Source organism: Bacteroidota bacterium, assembly GCA_017303975.1.
Taxonomy (GTDB): Bacteria; Bacteroidota; Bacteroidia; order JAFLBG01; family JAFLBG01; genus JAFLBG01.
Genome location: JAFLBG010000032.1, coordinates 24909 through 43888, shown reverse-complemented (window position 1 = coordinate 43888; position 18980 = coordinate 24909). Strand labels below are relative to the sequence as shown.

The 18980-nt window shown below is 37.3% G+C and carries 15 protein-coding genes; 7 read left to right on the top strand and 8 right to left on the bottom strand.

Annotation, left to right across the window (positions count from 1 at the left end; translation table 11 throughout):
• The coding region (locus J0M08_10820) for a gliding motility-associated C-terminal domain-containing protein (protein ID MBN8703549.1) at positions 1 to 3152 on the top strand (3152 nt) is incomplete at its 5' end.
• 69 nt (positions 3153 to 3221) lie between these two features.
• Here the strand turns inward: J0M08_10820 and J0M08_10815 are convergent.
• Entirely contained in the window at positions 3222 to 3992 is a 771-nt protein-coding gene (locus tag J0M08_10815) for a 3'-5' exonuclease (GenBank protein ID MBN8703548.1), read from the bottom strand.
• A gap of 131 nt (positions 3993 to 4123) precedes the next feature.
• On the opposite strand from J0M08_10815, the gene trxA reads away from it, so the two are divergent.
• Together trxA and J0M08_10805 are read left to right on the top strand one after the other, a co-directional pair.
• Positions 4124 to 4441 (top strand): thioredoxin, encoded by a 318-nt coding sequence (trxA, locus tag J0M08_10810; GenBank protein ID MBN8703547.1) that lies wholly within the window; start codon positions 4124 to 4126, stop codon positions 4439 to 4441.
• Between the two features lie 61 nt (positions 4442 to 4502).
• Positions 4503 to 5432, top strand: a complete 930-nt coding sequence (locus J0M08_10805; protein ID MBN8703546.1) for a DUF58 domain-containing protein — start codon at positions 4503 to 4505, stop codon at positions 5430 to 5432.
• A 6-nt stretch (positions 5433 to 5438) separates the two neighbouring features.
• Here the strand turns inward: J0M08_10805 and J0M08_10800 are convergent, their stop codons facing one another.
• Both J0M08_10800 and J0M08_10795 read right to left on the bottom strand, forming a co-directional pair.
• Positions 5439 to 5756, bottom strand: a complete 318-nt coding sequence (locus J0M08_10800) for a type II toxin-antitoxin system PemK/MazF family toxin (protein MBN8703545.1) — start codon at positions 5754 to 5756, stop codon at positions 5439 to 5441.
• The gene (locus J0M08_10795) at positions 5743 to 5943 is read right to left on the bottom strand and encodes a hypothetical protein (protein ID MBN8703544.1); all 201 of its coding nucleotides are present in this window, start codon (positions 5941 to 5943) and stop codon (positions 5743 to 5745) included. The genes J0M08_10800 and J0M08_10795 overlap by 14 nt, the downstream gene beginning before the upstream one ends.
• 222 nt (positions 5944 to 6165) lie before the next feature.
• Between J0M08_10795 and J0M08_10790 the strand changes: the two genes are divergently transcribed.
• The 3 genes from J0M08_10790 to J0M08_10780 are packed head-to-tail and all read left to right on the top strand — an operon-like array spanning position 6166 to position 10330.
• Positions 6166 to 7215: a tetratricopeptide repeat protein gene (locus tag J0M08_10790; protein ID MBN8703543.1), complete on the top strand. Its 1050-nt coding sequence runs from the start codon at positions 6166 to 6168 to the stop codon at positions 7213 to 7215.
• Positions 7216 to 7251: 36 nt separating this feature from the next.
• On the top strand, positions 7252 to 9300 hold the full coding sequence (locus tag J0M08_10785; protein ID MBN8703542.1) for an OmpA family protein: 2049 nt from the start codon (positions 7252 to 7254) through the stop codon (positions 9298 to 9300).
• A 16-nt stretch (positions 9301 to 9316) separates the two neighbouring features.
• Positions 9317 to 10330: a M28 family peptidase gene (locus J0M08_10780; GenBank protein MBN8703541.1), complete on the top strand. Its 1014-nt coding sequence runs from the start codon at positions 9317 to 9319 to the stop codon at positions 10328 to 10330.
• Positions 10331 to 10346: 16 nt separating this feature from the next.
• Here the strand turns inward: J0M08_10780 and J0M08_10775 are convergent, their stop codons facing one another.
• The 5 genes from J0M08_10775 to grpE form a co-directional block, all read right to left on the bottom strand.
• Entirely contained in the window at positions 10347 to 12761 is a 2415-nt protein-coding gene (locus J0M08_10775; protein MBN8703540.1) for a T9SS type B sorting domain-containing protein, read from the bottom strand.
• A gap of 150 nt (positions 12762 to 12911) precedes the next feature.
• The gene (locus tag J0M08_10770) at positions 12912 to 14132 is read right to left on the bottom strand and encodes a hypothetical protein (protein MBN8703539.1); all 1221 of its coding nucleotides are present in this window, start codon (positions 14130 to 14132) and stop codon (positions 12912 to 12914) included.
• A gap of 69 nt (positions 14133 to 14201) precedes the next feature.
• On the bottom strand, positions 14202 to 15398 hold the full coding sequence (locus tag J0M08_10765) for a hypothetical protein (GenBank protein ID MBN8703538.1): 1197 nt from the start codon (positions 15396 to 15398) through the stop codon (positions 14202 to 14204).
• A 27-nt stretch (positions 15399 to 15425) separates the two neighbouring features.
• A complete protein-coding gene (dnaJ, locus tag J0M08_10760) occupies positions 15426 to 16571 on the bottom strand; it encodes a molecular chaperone DnaJ (GenBank protein ID MBN8703537.1) in 1146 nt (381 codons plus the stop codon).
• 100 nt (positions 16572 to 16671) lie between these two features.
• A complete protein-coding gene (grpE, locus tag J0M08_10755; protein MBN8703536.1) occupies positions 16672 to 17244 on the bottom strand; it encodes a nucleotide exchange factor GrpE in 573 nt (190 codons plus the stop codon).
• 342 nt (positions 17245 to 17586) lie between these two features.
• On the opposite strand from grpE, the gene J0M08_10750 reads away from it, so the two are divergent.
• On the top strand, positions 17587 to 18954 hold the full coding sequence (locus J0M08_10750) for a glycosyltransferase family 39 protein (GenBank protein ID MBN8703535.1): 1368 nt from the start codon (positions 17587 to 17589) through the stop codon (positions 18952 to 18954).
• Positions 18955 to 18980: the final 26 nt, after the last annotated feature.

The window sequence follows — 18980 nt, the reverse complement described above, 5'->3', positions numbered from 1 at the left end:
CAGCTGTTGTAAGCACTACCATTACAGGATCCGGAGCGCCTATTGCAACTATTACAAATAGTGTATCATCATGTACGGGTAATTCGAACGGTGTAGCTACTGCTTCTGTAACAAATGGAACTTCGCCTTATACGTACTTGTGGAGCAATGGCAGAACTGTTGCTAGCAATACAGGATTGAGCACTGGAGTTTACACAGTAACAGTGACTGACAACATTGGTTGCACAGCTGTTGTAAGCACTACCATTACAGGTTCTGGAGCACCTATCGCAACTATTACAAACAGCGTTTCCTCTTGTACTGGAAATTCGAACGGGGTCGCAACAGCTTCTATAACAAATGGAACTGCGCCTTATACCTACTTGTGGAGCAATGGGGCTACTGCTTCTAGCAATACTGGCTTAAGCACCGGTGTATATTCATTAACTGTTACTGATAACAGAGGTTGTACTACTGTCGCTACTACTACCATTACTGGTTCTGGAGCGCCTGTCGCAACAATTACAAACAGCGTTTCCTCTTGTAATGGAAATTCAAACGGGGTCGCAACAGCTTCTATAACAAATGGTACTGCACCTTACACCTATTCGTGGAGCAATGGCAACACAACCGCTGTTAACGGAGGATTAGGAATAGGCTCCTATTCTCTTACGGTTACTGACAATCGAGGATGTACGACAAGCGCAGTTACAACCATTACCGCATCTGGCGCTCCAATAGCCTCAATTAGCTCGCTAACAAATGTAAGTTGCTTTGGAGGAAATACCGGATCTGCCCAAGTAAGCGTTACAAACGGAACTACACCCTATACGTATTTATGGAGTACTGCTGCAACAACCAATTCTATTACAAACCAAGCCGCTGGTAATTATACCGTAACAATTACCGATGCGAATGCGTGTACCACACAAACAGTAGTAACAATTACCCAACCTGCATCTGCTGTTTCAGCAACAATAACAACCGTTCCATCCATATGTACTAGTAATACAGGATCTGCAAGCATTACTGCTTCCGGAGGAGTTGGTTCTTATACCTACCTTTGGAATACATTACAAACAACAGCTGCTATTTCCGGAATACCTTCAGGAACCTACAATGCAACAATTACTGATGCAAATGGGTGTACTTATACTGCATCTACAAGCATTACAAATACATCTGGAGGCGTTGCTTCTGTAAATATTATTAGCAATGTAAACTGCTTTGGCGATTCTACAGGAGGAGTAAATGCGTTTATTAGTGGTGGACTTGCACCTTACGATTATTTATGGAATACAAGTTCAACAAGTCAAGTATTGATGGGAATACCATCTGGAGTTTATTCAGTAACTATTACAGATGCAAATGGATGTAAATCGGTAGCATCTGCAAACATTACGCAACCAAGCGCTCCGTTAGCTGTTACCTACACAGTTAGTGTTGCAGGATGCATGGGCACATCCAATGCAGTAATTGCAACTTCTGCAACAGGAGGAACAGCTTCCTACTCCTACAACTGGAGCAATGGCTCTACTGATCAAAACAACTCCGGTCTTTCTATTGGCAGTTATTCTCTTACTGTAATTGATTCTAAAGGATGTGCAGTTGCCATTCCGGTTATTACTGTTACTGCCAGTGGCGGGCCAATAGTAGCTACCACAGTTACGAATGTGAGCTGTAATGGTGGTTCTAACGGCAGCGTAACCACTAGCGTATCAAACGGAGTAATGCCTATCAATTATGCATGGAGCAATGGATCTACAAACTCAACAATTAATTTGATACCTGCAGGTATTTATACTGTTACCGTAACTGATTTTAATGGATGTACTTCTGTAGATACTGCTACTGTAACAGAGCCTTCTACACTAAGCTCAATAGTATCAGTTAGTTCAGGATTAACATGCGCAGGAAGCTCTAATGCTGTTTTAACTGCAACAACTTCAGGCGGCACTCCAATTTACACGTATACATTATTCCCGACCAATACCATCAATACATCTGGAGTGTTTTCAAATTTAGCTGCTAACACCTATACTCTTGTTGTATCGGATGCAAATGGGTGTACAGCAATTGCAACCAGCAGTACATCTGCAATTGTGATTAACCCTCCTACTCCTATCACACTTACTGTAACATCAAGCACCAACGTAAGTTGCAACGGAACATCAACGGGATCAGTTGTAGCTATTGCCGGTGGCGGAGTTGGAACATACACATACGCAATCAGTCCGGGTAGCTCAAGTAACACAACAGGGATATTTAATTCCTTAGCAGCAGGAACGTACACTATAACAGCAATAGATACGAATGGTTGTAATTCTCCAAACGGTGCCATTATTACCATTACACAAACTGCTGCAATTGTAATTAATAGTTCTAGTGGCATTGTAAATGAATCATGTCCTGGAACACTAGATGGTTCGGCTGCGATAACTGTAACCGGTGGAAATGGAGGATTTACGTACACGCTTCAACCATTAGGGAACAGCAATAGCACAGGCATTTTCACAGGATTAAGTGCCGGCTCCTACACTATAGCCGTAACAGATAATATGGGTTGTTCGAGCACAAATACATTTACCATCACGAACCAATCTACCGGTATTGTTGTTGCTGTAAATGACTACGACAGTACGGAATTTAACACCCCTAAATCGTTTAATGTTTTTGCAAATGACAATGCATCAGGTGGAAATACAAACATCACTGTTCTTATAAATCCGGTAAATGGAAGCATTACAGGAATAGCAAATGGACTAATTGATTACAATCCAAACACAGGATTTAGTGGCAATGATTCATTGACCTACATTATATGTGATCCATTTTGTGTAAACACCTGCGACACAGCTAAACTTTATATAGAAGTATTGCCGGAAGTTATTTTATCTATCCCAAATGGATTTAGCCCGGATGGTGATGGTATAAATGATAATTGGGTAATTAAAAATTTACTCCGATTTGGAAACGGAAACAACAAAGTAGAAATCTTTAACAGATGGGGGAATAAAGTGTATGAAGCTAATCCTTACCAAAATAATTGGGACGGAACTCCTAATACCGCTATGACTATTGGTGATGGGAAAGTAGTACCTGGAACGTACTATTATGTCTTAATCATTGAAGGAATGGATCCGTTTAAAGGATATTTAGAAATTAGAAGATAAAAAATCATAAATAATAAACATTTCCCAAAGTTTAAACCTTTGGGAAATGTTTATTGAAATTCCTCACTTTTATTTTTTATTCACCAATCTTAAACGAATTTGTGTAATTACTTTTTTGGTATAAAGTGGAAAATCTCCATCCATCATCCAATTGTAGTAAGAAGGTTCTTTTGCAAAAACCTCTTCAACAGACTTATCTTTGTGCTTACCAAAACTAAAAACTTCTACATTTTTCTCATTAAAGACAATCCTTCCAGCCAGATCAGCATTTTTTGAGCGAGATGAAAAATCGTGCAAGTAATTTACATCGCCTTGCAACTCTTTATATTTATCAAGTTGCGCTAACAATATTTCATACGTAGCAGTAGTATCTGCTTCGGCAGAATGTGCGTCAACCAACTCTTTTTGGCAATAAAATTTATAGGCCGCAGATAATGTTCTTTGTTCCATTTGATGAAAAATATTTTGAACATCTACCAACTTTCTATTTTTCAAGTCGAAATCTATTTCTACTCTTAAAAATTCTTCTGCCAAAAGTGGTATATCAAACTTATTAGAATTATACCCGGCAAAATCACAATTATCTAAAAATCGCGCCAAAACCGGTGCAAACTCTTTAAAGGTTGGCTCCGAGGCTACATCTTTATCATAAATTCCATGTATTTTGCTAGTAACAATAGGAATTGGCATTTCGGGATTAATACGCTGAGTTTTAATTTCTTTCTCCCCGTTTGGGTGTAATTTCAATATAGATATTTCTACAATTCTATCCTTACCCACACTTACTCCGGTTGTTTCTAAGTCAATAAAAGCGAGTGGTTTGTTTAGCTTTAAATTCATTTGTGTTGTTTTTTACACTCTATTTATTTGTTTAAACGACAATCTGTCATTAAATTGATAATTGGCAAATTAATTGCTATTATTTCATAAATTTAAGTATTGAATTTAAATAACCTTTAAAAATTATTATTATGGCATTAGAATTAACCGATGCTAACTTTGAGGAGTTAGTAATGAAATCAGATAAACCTGTACTAGTTGACTTTTGGGCAGAGTGGTGTGGTCCATGTAGAATGGTTGGTCCGGTGGTAGAAGAGCTATCAAAAGATTATGACGGAAAAGCTATTATAGGCAAAGTAGATGTGGATAGCAATCCAAACATTTCGATGAAATTTGGAATTAGGAATATTCCAACGCTGTTGTTTTTCAAAAATGGCGAAATAGTTGACAAGCAAGTAGGTGCAGCTCCAAAGTCAGCACTAGAAGCTAAGCTAAAAGCACAGTTGTAATTTTACTTATCATTTAAAGCCAAAAGTTTAGAAATAGACTTTTGGCTTTGTTTTACTTTACATGCTCAATAGAACCCACCAATATTCGTATTTAGAATTTTATGCTCGGCAAGTTGTAGAGGGTTTTATTACCGGCATGCACAAAAGTCCATTTCATGGCTTTTCTGTCGAATTTGCAGAACACCGGCTATACAACAAAGGAGAATCGAGTAAACACATTGACTGGAAATTATACGGACGGACAGACAAGTTGTTTGTAAAAAAATACGAAGAAGAAACAAACCTCCGCTGCCGCTTAGTTATCGACTCCTCCTCTTCTATGTACTTTCCGGAAGTTGAAACAGTTTCTGAAAAAAAATTAAACAAAATTGGCTTTTCTGTTTATGCCTGCGCTGTGCTAATAGAATTGTTAAAAAAACAACGTGATGCTATTGGATTAACTGTTTTCACAGAATCTATAAACGTACAAACCCCCAGCAAATCAACTTCAGCACATCATATCTATTTACTACAAGAACTGGAAAAACTATTACAATTATCAAAGCCTCAACAGTCGCAAAAAACAAACATTGTAGCTGCTTTGCATCAAATTGCAGAAGTACAACCCAAACGTTCTTTGATTATTGTATTTAGCGACATGATGGACGATGCACATAACAAAGAACAATTATTTTCTGCCTTACAACACCTAAAATACAACAAACACGAAGTAGTGCTGTTTCATACATTCGACAAATCGAAGGAAGTAAAATTAGAATTAGAAAACAGGCCATATCAATTTGTTGATTTAGAAACGAATGAAATAGTAAAACTTAATCCAACCACGATAAAAGACCAATACCAAAAAATAGTTGAAGTTCGAAATGCAGAAATACGACAACGATGCATTCAATATAAGATAGATTTTATTGAAGCGGACATCAATAATGGTTTTGAGCAAATTATTCTTCCCTACTTATTAAAACGCTCTCGTTCAAAACATCTTTTGTAAGAAAAATTACTTTAGGTTAAAAAGCTCTATAAGATTTGCATTAAGTGTTTTTATTATTTCTTCAGCAGAACCAATTTTCCCAACAATTAATTTTTTATCGACTGTTGCTATTTTATTTACTCGTAATAAAGATTCTTTTTTAAGCCCATTTTTTGGTGTACACTTCAAAACAATATCAAACCTTTCTTTCCACTGAAGTTGTGTTGTTATAAAGATTAAAATCGCATCCGCATCAGTACTGCTTAATATCAAAGCCGGTCGAAGTTTGGCTCCCGCTAAATCCGTAAAAGGAAATTTGACTAGTACTATATCACCCTTTTGCACTATATTTTTCTATTATATCATTTACTGTATAAATATCGGGGTCGCTAGCAAGAAATTCATAGCTTTTAGACGAATTAGTCATCTTCTCAATTCCTTTTTGCAAAAGCTCTTCTTCGTATTTTTTTAAAATAAAATCAATATAATTAGCAACCTCTTCAATTCTTTTTTCTGGAAGCTTCGCTAACATTGCTAGCGTTTTATTGATCAATAAATCTTTATTCATTGGAAACTACACTTAAGTTTTATGGCTCTCATAAAAAGACCAAATTCATTTACAACAAAAGTACAACTTTATTGATTAATTGGGTAGTCTTGACTTATCAATACGCTCTCGTTCAAAACATCTTTTGTAAGTATAGTTTATTACGCTAAAAACTTTCTATTTTAGGATAAACTAACAATTATCCAAATGCAAAAATATTTTTGGGTTTTACTTTTATGCGCCATCACACTCTCAGTCGGTGCGCAAACAGATACAGTAAAGGTAAAAAGTACAGATGCTTCGCAAGATGCCGACATTGCTTACAATAACGGCATTTCCTTATTTACCAACAAAAAATACAGCGAAGCATTGAGCGAATTTAATAAAGCAATTTTACTTAAATCGGATTTTGAAAAGGCTTACTACAATCGCTCAATTGTACATATTGAACTAAAACAACCAGAAAATGCACTTGCCGACTTAAACAAGTGTATCGAACTAAACCCCGCTGCCGATAACGCTTACTACGAGCGTGCCAAGCTAAAGCAAGCAGCCAAAGACATAAAAGGTGCCGAACAAGATTACTCCAAAGTAATAGAGCTGCGACCACTTTACGAACAAGCATTTTACTACCGAGGAGTGATTCGATTCGACAATAAAGATTACCAAGGAGCAATTGCTGATTTTGACAAAGCTATCCAACTAAAACCTGATTATGCCTACGCATACAACGACAGAGCTAGTGCAAAAAAACAATTGGAAGACTATGATGGTGCGATTGCAGATTACAAAAAAGCGTTGATTGCCAATCCAGACATGTATTTTACATACAATAACTTGGCAAGTACCAAGCGCAAAAAAGGCGATTTTAGAGGCGCAATCGTAGATTATTCAAGTGCTTTAAAAATTAAAAAAGATGATTATGCACTATACAATAACTTGGGAAGCGCCTATTATGATGCAGGAAATTACGAAGAAGCCATGTCTATGTTCAACATGGCATTGGCACTAAACCCACAATATGCATTTGCACTAAACAACAGAGCCGCAGCAAAATATAAGCTTAAAGATTACAAAGGAGCAATAGACGATTACAACAAAGCAATTAGTATTAACAAGCAATATGCAGACGCATATGTAAACAGAGGAATAGCAAAAGAAATGTTGCGAGACACGGATGGAGCCTGCAAAGACTGGGAAATCGCAGAATCATCCGGTTCCATTCAGGCAAAAATGTATATGCAAGATTGCAAGTAATATTTGGCTTACACACACTTTAAACAAAATTTAAAAATGAAAAATATTTTTTTTATTTTATCGTTATTACTCTCCTTCTCTGTATCTGCACAAAATGTTGATTTTTCGAAAGATAATTTCCCAGACAACAAAGACGGGTTAAAAGCAGCGCAGAAAGAACTACGCGAAGGAGAAAAATATTATGAACTGGGAACGTTCGTGTATGCACAAGCATTGGAGCACTTTCTAGTTGCACAGCAATTTAACCCAAACAACGCATTGCTAAACTTCCGAATAGGAAACTGCTATTTGTATGGAGCAAATAAATTAAAAGCACTGCCCTATTTAGAAAAAGCATACGACCTAAACCCTAGTGTAGACGAGGCAATCCATTACTCATTAGCTAGAGCATACCACTTAAGTATGAATTTTGAAAAAGCAATTACACACTACAATATTTACCAAAGCTCGCTAGTTGGAAATGATGCGGCTGCTAAGCTTGCAGAAACAACTAAGAAAATACAAGAATGCAAAACGGGAATTGAATTGATAAAAAAACCTGCTCGTGTTTTTATAGATAATATTGGGGCGGAAATTAACTCTCCAATGGCTGACTACGGGCCAGTAATATCAGCAGATGAATCTGTTTTGATGTACACCTCTCGCAGAGCGCAAACCACTGGAGGGCAAATCGACCCGAACAACAATCAATACTTTGAAGATATTTTTGTTTCCTTTAAACGTGGTGGCAAATGGAATCCTGCCGTAAATCTGGGCCCTCCAATCAATACATTAGGACATGATGCTACCATGGGATTGTCTCCGGATGGACAACATTTATATATTTATATTGATGATAAAGGAGATGGAAATGTTTACGAGTGTACACTATCAGGCACTACTTGGTCGGCTCCCGAAAAAATGAATAAAAATATAAATACGAAAAGTCACGAGACAAGTACATCTTTATCCTACGATGGCAAAACACTTTACTTCGTAAGTAATCGTCCGGGAGGTTTTGGCGACAGAGATATTTATTTTTCTAAAATGGATGCCACAGGAAATTGGGGTCCGGCTATGAATATTGGCTCTGCTATTAATACACCTTATGGCGAGGAAGCTGTGTTTGCTCACCCGGATGGCAAAACAATTTACTTTAGCTCTCAAGGTCACAAAACAATGGGAGGCTACGACATTTTTAAATCTGTTTACCAAAATGGAAAATGGAGTGAGCCAGAAAACATAGGCTATCCAATAAATACAACCGATGACGATGTGTTTTTTGTAATGGCGGCAAATGGCAAAAGAGGTTATTATTCGTCTTTTAATCCAAATGGTTATGGAGAAAAAGATATTTATGTAATTAATTTTTTAGGTCCAGAAAAGCAACCTATACTTAGCACAGAAGACAGATTAATTGCAAGCAAAACAGAATCGGTAAAAGAAGTTGTCATGGCATCTGCCGTTGAGGTTGCACAAGCTCAACTTACCTTGCTTAAAGGAATTATAACAGATGCAGGCACTTTACAACCACTAAAAGCGACTATCGATTTAATTGACAATCAAAAAAACGAAGTGATTGCAAGTTTCAACTCCAACAGCGCTACCGGAAAATATTTAGTATCGCTTCCGGCAGGAAAAAATTACGGAATAGCAGTAAAAGCAGAAGGCTATTTATTTCATTCGGAAAACTTTGACATACCTGCTACTGCGGCTTTTATAGAAGTAGAAAAAAACATTGCCCTGCAGAAAATTGAAGTGGGTAGTAAAATTGTATTGAACAATATTTTCTTTGATTTCGACAAATCTACCTTGCGTCCGGAATCCGGCAATGAGTTGGAGCGATTAATAAAATTATTAAATGACATCCCTTCCCTACAAATCGAAATCTCCGGACATACCGACAACAAAGGAAGTGCGGGGTACAATCAAAATTTATCCGAAAGCAGAGCAAAAGCAGTAGTTGATTATTTATTAAATAAAGGAATAGCGCCAAGTAGATTAACTTATAAAGGATATGGCTTTACTCAGCCTATCGCCACTAACGATACAGAAGAAGGAAGACAAATGAACAGAAGAACTGAGTTTAAAATTTTAAAGAAATAATATCGTATTGTCGCGCATGAATCTTTCTTACTCCCACCTAAAAAAATATTTTTTTGTTGCAACTGCTTGCTGCCTGGTAAATGCATCTTGCACCAATCAAGAAACTAAAAAAAGTGAAACGCCTACTTCTACAACAAAAAACAAGCCTACTCCCAAAATAGCAGCGCCACAATTCAATGCCGACTCTGCCTATATATTTATAGAAAAACAAGTTTCTTTTGGACCTCGCGTTCCAAGCACCAAAGCGCACGAAGCATGTGCAACCTATTTGCAAAATAAATTTAAACAAATAGGATGTGATGTTGTTTTGCAAACTGCCAATCAACGAACCTTTGATGGAAAAAATCACACCTTAAAAAACATTATTGCATCTATAAATAAAGATGCCCCAAATAGAATTTTACTTTGCGCACATTGGGATACACGCCCATTTGCAGACAGAGACGTTTCTAGAAAAAACGAACCTATAGACGGTGCCAATGACGGAGCTAGCGGAGTTGGAGTATTATTAGAAATTGCTCGAGTACTTGCGCAAACCAATAGTAAACTAGGAGTTGATTTTGTTTTGTTTGACATTGAAGATTATGGCCAACCGAACGAGAGTAATTTCCCCAGACAAGAAAACTCTTGGTGCTTGGGTTCTCAGTACTGGGCTGCAAACCCTCACAAGCCTGGGTATTATGCACAATACGGCATTTTATTAGATATGGTGGGAGCGGCAGACGCTACATTCTGCAAAGAAGGCAATTCCGAATACTATGCACCACAAGTAGTAAATAAAATATGGAACACCGCATCGGAACTAGGCTACACAAAATATTTTATTGAAGCTCGCAGCGGACCAATTACAGACGACCATCTATTTGTAAACAAAATATTGGCAATTCCAACAGCAGATATCATTCACATGAGCCCACAAACAGGCGACTTTGGAAGTTTTCATCACACACACAACGACAACATGAATGTAATTGACAGAAAAACACTGAAAGCTGTAGGGCAAACCGTTTTAGAGGTATTGTACAATTAGTTTTTTCACTAACCTTCTATCTCAACACCAACACCGTTCCTACACGCATAATTTTGTTTTTATTTATTGCATCGGTGGCTATTACTTTATATACAAATACTTCCGACTCCACTAAATTGCCATTAAATGTTCCATCCCATACTTCACTTAAACTCTCTAATTCCTTTATAAGTACGCCCCACCGATTGTAGATAGCAATTTTCATATCCTCCATACAAATACTTTTTACCCCCCACGTATCGTTTAAATCATCACCATTAGGAGTGAATGTATTGGGGATATACAATGTGCTTATAAACTCATCTTTTACACTAATTTGCTTGATTGCGGTATCAGCACAATTAAAGGGACTCGTTAAAATAAGCTGTAACTCGTATAGTCCGGTAGATGGCAACGACAAATCATTAAAATCAACTGCATTGCTATAAAATTTCTTATTTAGATTCCATGTAAAAACATCATTCCCAACCCCGCCTCCAATAAAATGTGTTGCAACCCTATACGAACACAACGAATCCAATACAAACAAATCAAAATCAGCGGTAGGTTTCGGATTAGGCTGAACAACAAACTTTGCACTGTCTATACACCCATTGTTATCCGTTCCTATAGCGGTAATTGTTTGATTGGATAATGCCGGAATAACAATACTACTTCCTGTCATTGCATTTGACCACAGATAATTACTTGCTCCTGTTGCTTGCAAAGTAGCAGGAGAACCAAGGCATACTGCAGGAGACGAAATTTGAATTACCGGCAAAAGATGCGCTAGCACAGCTACCGTATCGTATGCAACACACGAAAAAGAATCTGTTACTACAGCAGAATAAGCTCCAACGGATGCAGAAATAGAAGTTGATGTTACTCCGGTACTCCACAAAATACTAACTCCGGAGTGCTGCGCACTAAGCGTAGTAGCATTTCCGGGGCAAACAGACACATCCGGACCTAAACTTAGGAAAGGATTTGGTCGAACAAGTACAGTAAGAGAATCGTACAATGTGTCACACAACGCCATAACAGCCACTGTGTAAGTTGTTGTCACTGTAGGCGAAGCAATAGGATTAACACTCGTTGCGTTACTCAATCCAGCAGCAGGAGTCCACTTATATGTAAACGTTGGATCAATAAGAGATACGGCTAACTGCGTAGAACCACCATTGCAGATAGCCGTATCTGCTGCCGAAACAAATTTGGAAGGAGGAGGTGTTGTCCAACCTACAAATAAATTTGGCAATCCATACAAGCTTATTTTTCCGGCTAATGAAACAGCGCCAACAGAAACTCCAGGATTAACCTGATTATTGGGGTTGCTTATTTCTGTAATTGAAGAGGTTGACCAACTTGCCGAATACAATTTACCGTTAGGCCCTTGTTGTATATTCATGTGATTAACGGTTGGGGTATTAAATGTAAGCATGGTTGCTGCAGGAGTTGGCGAAAATCGCTGAAAATTACGAATAGCGCCAGCCCCGGGAGTTCCGGCTGAAATGTGTGTGGTAATATAAATAAGATTGTCGTCCGGAGAAAAGCAAGCTCCATAACATATTTCCCCTTGAAAGAGCAACTGCCTATTACTTGCAACACCTGTTGTATTATTAAAATCGACCAACGTTGCTCCTAAGAAAGGAGTCCCACCCCAAGCCATTGCTAAGCTTTTCCCGTCTCTTGATGCCGATAACATTCCATATCCTCCAAATGTAGTTCCCGATGTAAGTGTGCTTATAACAGGAGAACAATTAACCCCGGTACAGTTTACGCTAAATGCATATACATCTCGCGTATCTTGTTTGGTAGTAATTACCCAATAATCTAAACCATTCGCATTCATTGCAATGGTTACTTTTTCGGAAACACTATCTGTTAATTGTATTTTATTGGCACCCGGTAAATAATTGCAAAACTGTTTTAAATAACTTGTGTCTATATCTCCAAGCCCTCCGTTTAGCTGCATATTTACAACCGTGTAATACAATCCATCCCATTGCTGTTGAGGCCCAAGAGAATTTGCAGCAGGCAGACTGGCGCCATCTGTAGAAAAAACATAATATCTGTTTGCGGAGTTTAACACCGGTGCAATAATAGCAGCTTGGGTAGAACTCCATGTTCCGGATAGCATTCTGTTCCAATCTGCATTTGTTGTGCCATTAGCCAACGGCATCATTTGATGATTTTTATCCCAAATATTTTGACCATCCGTATAAAACAACAATTGTCCGGCAGCGTCTGCAACACTGGCACAGCCCTCTGTTGTATTCATAGCACTATTGGTAAGAGCAACCGGATTTCCTGAATTGAAATCTAAACCGGCTTTATTACCAAAATACCAGATGTTTGCATTCTTAGTTTGAGAAAAAAAAGGTGTATTTAGAATTACAAAAAAGGCTACAAAAATAATAGGCTTGTTGCAGTTTAAGATATGCGGTTTCATAGAGATAATTGGTGGTTGTACTAAAAGTACCACCGAACACAATTTTAGTCAATCTAAATTTGGAAAGTTCTAAGATTGATAAAAACAATAATATTGGACAAAAATCTAATAATCAATAGATTGAGAAAATAAATATAGCAATCTCAAAAATTAATTAGAAACCACTATCGGCTTGCTAGTTTTGAGTGTATTATCAAACACAGATATATAATACACTCCGGCTGGAAGGGGAGATAAATCTATTTTCAAATGCCCGTCTAACATATCTTCCGTATTGATAGGCACTTTTACGTATTGCCCCATGGAATTTACAAAAACAATATGGGGCATAACTTGTGGTAATTCTAAAAAATGAATGGTGGCCTCTTTTGCATCATCCGAATAGGTTACAAAAATATCATTATCACTCTTTACCCAAACCCAACGTAATCTTGATGTGGTAACCTGTCCGTCAAAATCAGTTTGTTGTAACCTATAATAATTTTCTCCTGCGGGTGCTGAAACATCGGTAAACTTATACTGTAGCATTGACATGCTATTACCGGCTCCATCAACTGTACCTACCGGTGTATAATTTACTCCATCTGCTGAGCGTTCTATGGTAAAATAATCGTTATTATTTTCGCTTATAGTTGTCCACTCCAAATCTACTTGATTTCTTTTGGTGGAAAATAATTCGAAGGAGGTTAGCTCTACCGGCAAATTTGTTAATACCCGACAAGTATCGTCTCCATCTGGCACACACATCGGTGCGGCACCCCAACTTACAGTAAGTCGCATGTGGTCCACCTTGGCAGTTCCGGCAGCACCGGCTGCTGAAGCCCTTTTTACAGCGAGAGCAAGCCCAAAATACTCCGACTCAACGATGGCTTTTGTTAGAGAACCACAATATACAGGCAGGGGTATAACATGATTTCTATACGTATCTGTAGTTGTCCAAAAAGCTGAATTGGTGGCATGATTGCACTGTGTTTGAATGCCACCGTTAACTATTAGCCTTACTCTGGCATCTTTAATTGTACTTGCATTTGCACTACTTATTTCAACACCAAAAGTAATATCATTTGGATCACACAACCCTATACTAATTCCGTAATTTCTTGTGCACAAATAGTCTGTATAATTCCCGTTAGCAGCCAAGTCTGTTGTATTGGTCGCATAAGCATTGTCCGAAGAGGCTACATTTGTAATATCACTCCAAGTAGAAGTTGAACCTCCAATAGCTATTGTATAAGTTGTACCTGGGTTATTTGGACCTACAGTACCTCCGCATGGAGGCATAAGCATCTTATTTTGAGATTCACTATTGAAAACAAATAAGAGTATAAGAAAAAGGAATAAAAAAACGAATCGACCAATGCTATTTTTCATTAGACAAATATAAGTTATTTATAAAAACAATGGTAAATAATCTTAAATACTACTTTTCAGTAATTGCTTTTAATTGGAAACAACAATCGGCTTGCTGGCTTTAAGCGTATTATCAAATACGGATATATAATAAACACCTGAGGAAAGGGTAGATAAATCTATTTTCAGATGCCCATCCAGCATATCTTCTGTATTTACAGGAACTTTTACGTATTGACCCATAGCATTTACAAAAACAATATGGGGCATAACTTGTGGTAATTCTAAAAAATGAATGGTGGCCTCTTTTGCATCGTCCGAATAGGTTACAAAAATATCATTATCACTCTTTACCCAAACCCAACGTAATCTTGATGTGGTAACCTGTCCGTCAAAATCGGTTTGTTTTAATCTATAATAGTTTTCTCCTGCCGGTGCTGAAACATCGGAAAACTTATAGTGAAGCATTGACATGCTATTTCCTGCCCCGTCAACTGTACCTACCGGTGTGAAATTCACTCCATCCGAAGATCTTTCTATGGAAAAAAAATCATTGTTATTCTCACTTATGGTAGTCCACTCTAAATCTACTTGATTTCTTTTGGTGGAAAATAATTCGAAGGAGGTTAGTTCTATTGGCAAATTTGACAAGTAGCTACATGGGTCATCAGGAGCACAAGGAACAACACCTCCTCCGTATTGGACAGACAGTGTAAAACGGTCTATTTTTGCAGTTCCGGCAGACCCGGCTGCCGCAGCCCTTTTAGCCGCTATGGCAATGCCAAAATAAGCCGACTTTACATAAGATTCCGAAATACAATAATTTCCCAATGGGAATGTATATCCCCTATTAGCGTCCGTTGTTGACCAAAACGAAGTATTAATATGATCGCATTGAGTTTGAATCCCCCCGTTAATAATATATCTCAACTGATAGTCTTTAATCGTACTTGCATTTGCACTACTAATTTCAACTGAAAAAGTTACAACATTAGCATTGCAATCTGCAGGATATGTTAAACCAAAATCACGTGCACATAAATAGTCTGTATATTCATTATTATTCGCCAAATCAGTAGCATTTGTAGCATAGGCATTGTCTGAAACTTTGGCATTATCAACATTACTCCAAACAGACGTTGACCCTGCAATTGCAACAGTATAAGTTACGTTAGGAGCTAAAGGTCCGTCTGTTCCGGGAGTGGAACAACCTGGAGGAAGGGCAACACTTAGACCAGGTATTACCCATACTAGTAAAACAAAACGGAATATAAATCGTCTAATCATTCTTAGAATATACCAATAAATTAAGAATTATTCAAAGTACTCTTTCATACGCTCGAAAAAGCTTTTATTATTCTTGTTGGGATGTGGATGAAAGTTTTCTGCGTCCTTAAATTTTTCTAAAATTTTTCTTTCTTCGGACGTTAAATTTTGCGGTGTCCAAACATTTATGTTTACCAACATGTCGCCACGTCCATAGCCATTTATATCCGGTATTCCTTTGCCTTTTAAACGCAACACTTTTCCACTTTGTGTTCCCGAATCAATTTTTATTTTTGCTTTCCCATCTATGGTAGGCACCTCAACGCTAGTTCCTAAAGCAGCATCGGCAAAATTTATATATTGGTCGTAAAACAAATTAATGCCTTCACGCTTTAAAAACTCGTGTTCTATTTCTTCTATTACCACAATCAAATCGCCATTCACACCGCCCCTGGGCGCAGCATTCCCTTTACCACCCATAGAAAGCTGCATTCCTTCTACTACTCCTGCCGGTAAGTTTATGGCAATTACTTCTTCGTCTCGTACAATTCCATCTCCACCACAAGGCTTACATTTATCTTTTATTGTTTGTCCTTCCCCATGGCAGGTTGGGCAAGGTGCAGAAGTTTGCATTTGTCCTAATATGGTATTCGTAATTCTATTTACATAGCCCGAACCACGACAAGTGGAACAATTTTGTGTTCCAGATCCGGAAGCAGCACCGGAGCCATGACAGGATTTACAACTTACATGTTTGTGTACTTTAATTTTTTTCTCAACTCCGTTTGCAATCTCTTCTAACGTAAGTTTAACTTTAATTCTAAGGTTGCTTCCTTTTTGAACTCTCCTACCGCCTCTGCCACCGCCACCGCCAAACCCAAAAGCATCGCCAAAAATATCTCCAAAATTTGAAAAGATATCTTCCATATTCATTCCTCCGGCACCACCTCCAAAACCTCCGGCACCAGCACCCATTCCGGCATGCCCAAATTGATCGTAACGAGCACGTTTATCTTTATCGCTTAGCACTTCGTACGCTTCGGCCGCTTCTTTAAATTTATCTTCGGCTGCTTTATTATTCGGATTTCTGTCCGGATGGTATTGCAACGCCAATTTTCGATATGCCTTTTTTATCTCGTCTGCACTTGCACTACGCGACACACCTAATATTTCGTAAAAATCTTTTTTTGCCATAAAACTATAAATTTGAAATCTGGAAGATGTGCCAATTTGAAAATGAAGACATTATTCTCTCATTTTTCAAATCTTCAAATTATCACATCCTCAAATTATTTTAATTACCTACAATTACTTTTGCAAAGCGAATCACTTTTCCGTGTAAAGAATATCCTTTTTCCACTTCATCCACTATTTTGCCCTTTAATTCATCTGATGGAGCAGGAATATTGGTAATTGCCTCATGTATATCTGCATCAAACTCTTTCCCAATAGACTCCATAGGCTCAACACCCTTTTGAACCAAAGTGGTTTTTAATTTGTTATATATTAATTGAAATCCTTCGTTAATGGTTTTAACATCCGAAATTGTTTCATTCATTTTTATTCCTCTTTCAAAATCATCTACAATGGGTAAAAACGATTTTAAAATATCTTCGCCAGCAGTTTTCGAAAGCTCAATTCGCTCTTTAGCCGTACGTTTGCGGTAATTATCAAACTCGGAATATAGCCGCAAATAACGATCGTTTAGCTCGTTTATTTTAGCTTGCAAATCTTTCTCTTTTTCAGCTTCTTCGGGCATTTTTTGAGCAGTTTGCTCCTCGGCATTTTCTTTCACTTCGTTTTTAATTGCTTCCTCTTGCGCTGAATTGGTAGTTTCTTCTACGGTATTATTATCGTTGGTGCTCATAATCTTTTATTTGTCAGTTTACTAGCAAATTGTTTGCCAACGCAAAAATAAGCCAATTTGGCACTTCCCCATGCGTTTTACAGTATATTTTGCAACAAAAAAGACCGAATTACAAAAAAATCGGACTTCCTCCCCTAATAGGCAGTTTAAAATTCAATTTTCTTAGACTTAGATTTAATAATACCTTGAGCTTACTTGATTAAATAGGAAAACCTTAACTGTCTTTAACCACACATTTTCAATTGCTATTAAAAATGAATATTATTGTGAAATAGGTTGCATTAAAGCGCCCTATTTGCAGGATAGTAAAAAACAAAAAACAGATACTTCATTTAGTTCTGCATGACAAAATACAGCACACACTTAGCATTGTTCATTCTAGTTCTATTGACTAGGATACCTTTTTTATTTGAGGGTTTTGGGGCGGAAGAAGATTCTTGGGGATTGGCATTATCTGCGTATAACACACGAGGAACCGGAACATACGAAGTATCAAGATTCCCTGGACATCCGCTTCAAGAGTTACTTTACATACTTTTTTTTTCAGCAAGTCCATTCGTATTTAATTTTTTTAGTGCACTTTTTTCTGCGATAGCAACAGTGATATTTTACGAAATCGTAAAAATTCACAAGTTGAAATATCCATTCTTAGCAGCGCTCACTTTTGCTTTTACTCCCATTGTATTTATAAGCAGTACCTATACTATTGATTACATGTGGACGATAGCATTTATTCTATTATCTTTTTTAGCACTATTAAAAAACAACTATTGGGTTTCGGGATTGTTCTTAGGATTTGCAATTGCTTGTCGAGTAACATCAGGCGCAATGCTTATTCCTTTTTTAATTTACACATGGCAAAACAATAAAACCTTTTATCTAAATTTTTTTAAATTGAGTATTGTATGCGTTCTCGTGAGTACACTATTCTACTTACCTATCTATATGCAATATGGCCAACAATTTTTCGATTATTACGACCAATTCCCCTACCCCTCTCTGCCCAAAGTGTTTTACAAAGCCTCCTTCGGAGTGTGGGGATTTTTAGGATTTATTTTAATTTGCCTTAGTTTTTCTGTTTTTCTAATCCGCTATTTGCGCAAGCTGCTAACAATTGATAGGCTTGGGAAAGCATCTTTGGTCGTTCTACTTTTATTTTGTATTTCCTACATTCGGTTACCTCAAAAAAGCGGGTACTTAATTACCATTATTCCTTTTACACTTATTTTACTTAACCAATTTTTAAGACCTCGACTATTTATTACACTTTGTATATCAATCATCAGTTCTTCTTTTATTCTGGGCATAAACATTACAGACAAATTGCGAGGTTCAGAACATTCTGAATTTGCATTAAAAAAAAGTATATCAGGGCAAGAAATTTACTTGGACCCTATAACAGGTCCTCTGTATGCAGATTACACAAAAAGAAAAAATAAAAAAAAGTACACAGAAAGTGTTCTTGCAAAATGCAAACAAGCTACCCAAAAGCAAGCAATCATTTGTGGTTGGTGGTATAACGAGTTAGTGGTAAGAAATGGCTTTTCAGTACAATGCAACAACGGCTTGCTTCTTGGTTATGCAAATGAGTTTAAAATGGATTCGCTAACTGCACAAAACTACCAACTTTATTACTTGCCCGAACAGAATATTTATAATGATTTGCTGTTTAATATTCATTTTACAGATACAATTGCCAACCCTTTTTAGTAAATTTAAACTCTAAAAAATAAAAC

Bases quoted from the DNA above. Each gene is read 5' to 3' on its own strand.
- J0M08_10815 (MBN8703548.1), bottom strand. From the start codon at position 3,992: ATGAATTTAAAGCTAAACAAACCACTCGCTTTTATTGACTTAGAAACA.
- trxA (MBN8703547.1), top strand. From the start codon at position 4,124: ATGGCATTAGAATTAACCGATGCTAACTTTGAGGAGTTAGTAATGAAA.
- J0M08_10805 (MBN8703546.1), top strand. From the start codon at position 4,503: ATGCTCAATAGAACCCACCAATATTCGTATTTAGAATTTTATGCTCGG.
- J0M08_10795 (MBN8703544.1), bottom strand. From the start codon at position 5,943: ATGTTAGCGAAGCTTCCAGAAAAAAGAATTGAAGAGGTTGCTAATTAT.
- J0M08_10790 (MBN8703543.1), top strand. From the start codon at position 6,166: ATGCAAAAATATTTTTGGGTTTTACTTTTATGCGCCATCACACTCTCA.
- J0M08_10785 (MBN8703542.1), top strand. From the start codon at position 7,252: ATGAAAAATATTTTTTTTATTTTATCGTTATTACTCTCCTTCTCTGTA.
- J0M08_10780 (MBN8703541.1), top strand. From the start codon at position 9,317: ATGAATCTTTCTTACTCCCACCTAAAAAAATATTTTTTTGTTGCAACT.
- J0M08_10775 (MBN8703540.1), bottom strand. From the start codon at position 12,761: ATGAAACCGCATATCTTAAACTGCAACAAGCCTATTATTTTTGTAGCC.
- J0M08_10770 (MBN8703539.1), bottom strand. From the start codon at position 14,132: ATGAAAAATAGCATTGGTCGATTCGTTTTTTTATTCCTTTTTCTTATA.
- J0M08_10765 (MBN8703538.1), bottom strand. From the start codon at position 15,398: ATGATTAGACGATTTATATTCCGTTTTGTTTTACTAGTATGGGTAATA.
- dnaJ (MBN8703537.1), bottom strand. From the start codon at position 16,571: ATGGCAAAAAAAGATTTTTACGAAATATTAGGTGTGTCGCGTAGTGCA.
- grpE (MBN8703536.1), bottom strand. From the start codon at position 17,244: ATGAGCACCAACGATAATAATACCGTAGAAGAAACTACCAATTCAGCG.
- J0M08_10750 (MBN8703535.1), top strand. From the start codon at position 17,587: ATGACAAAATACAGCACACACTTAGCATTGTTCATTCTAGTTCTATTG.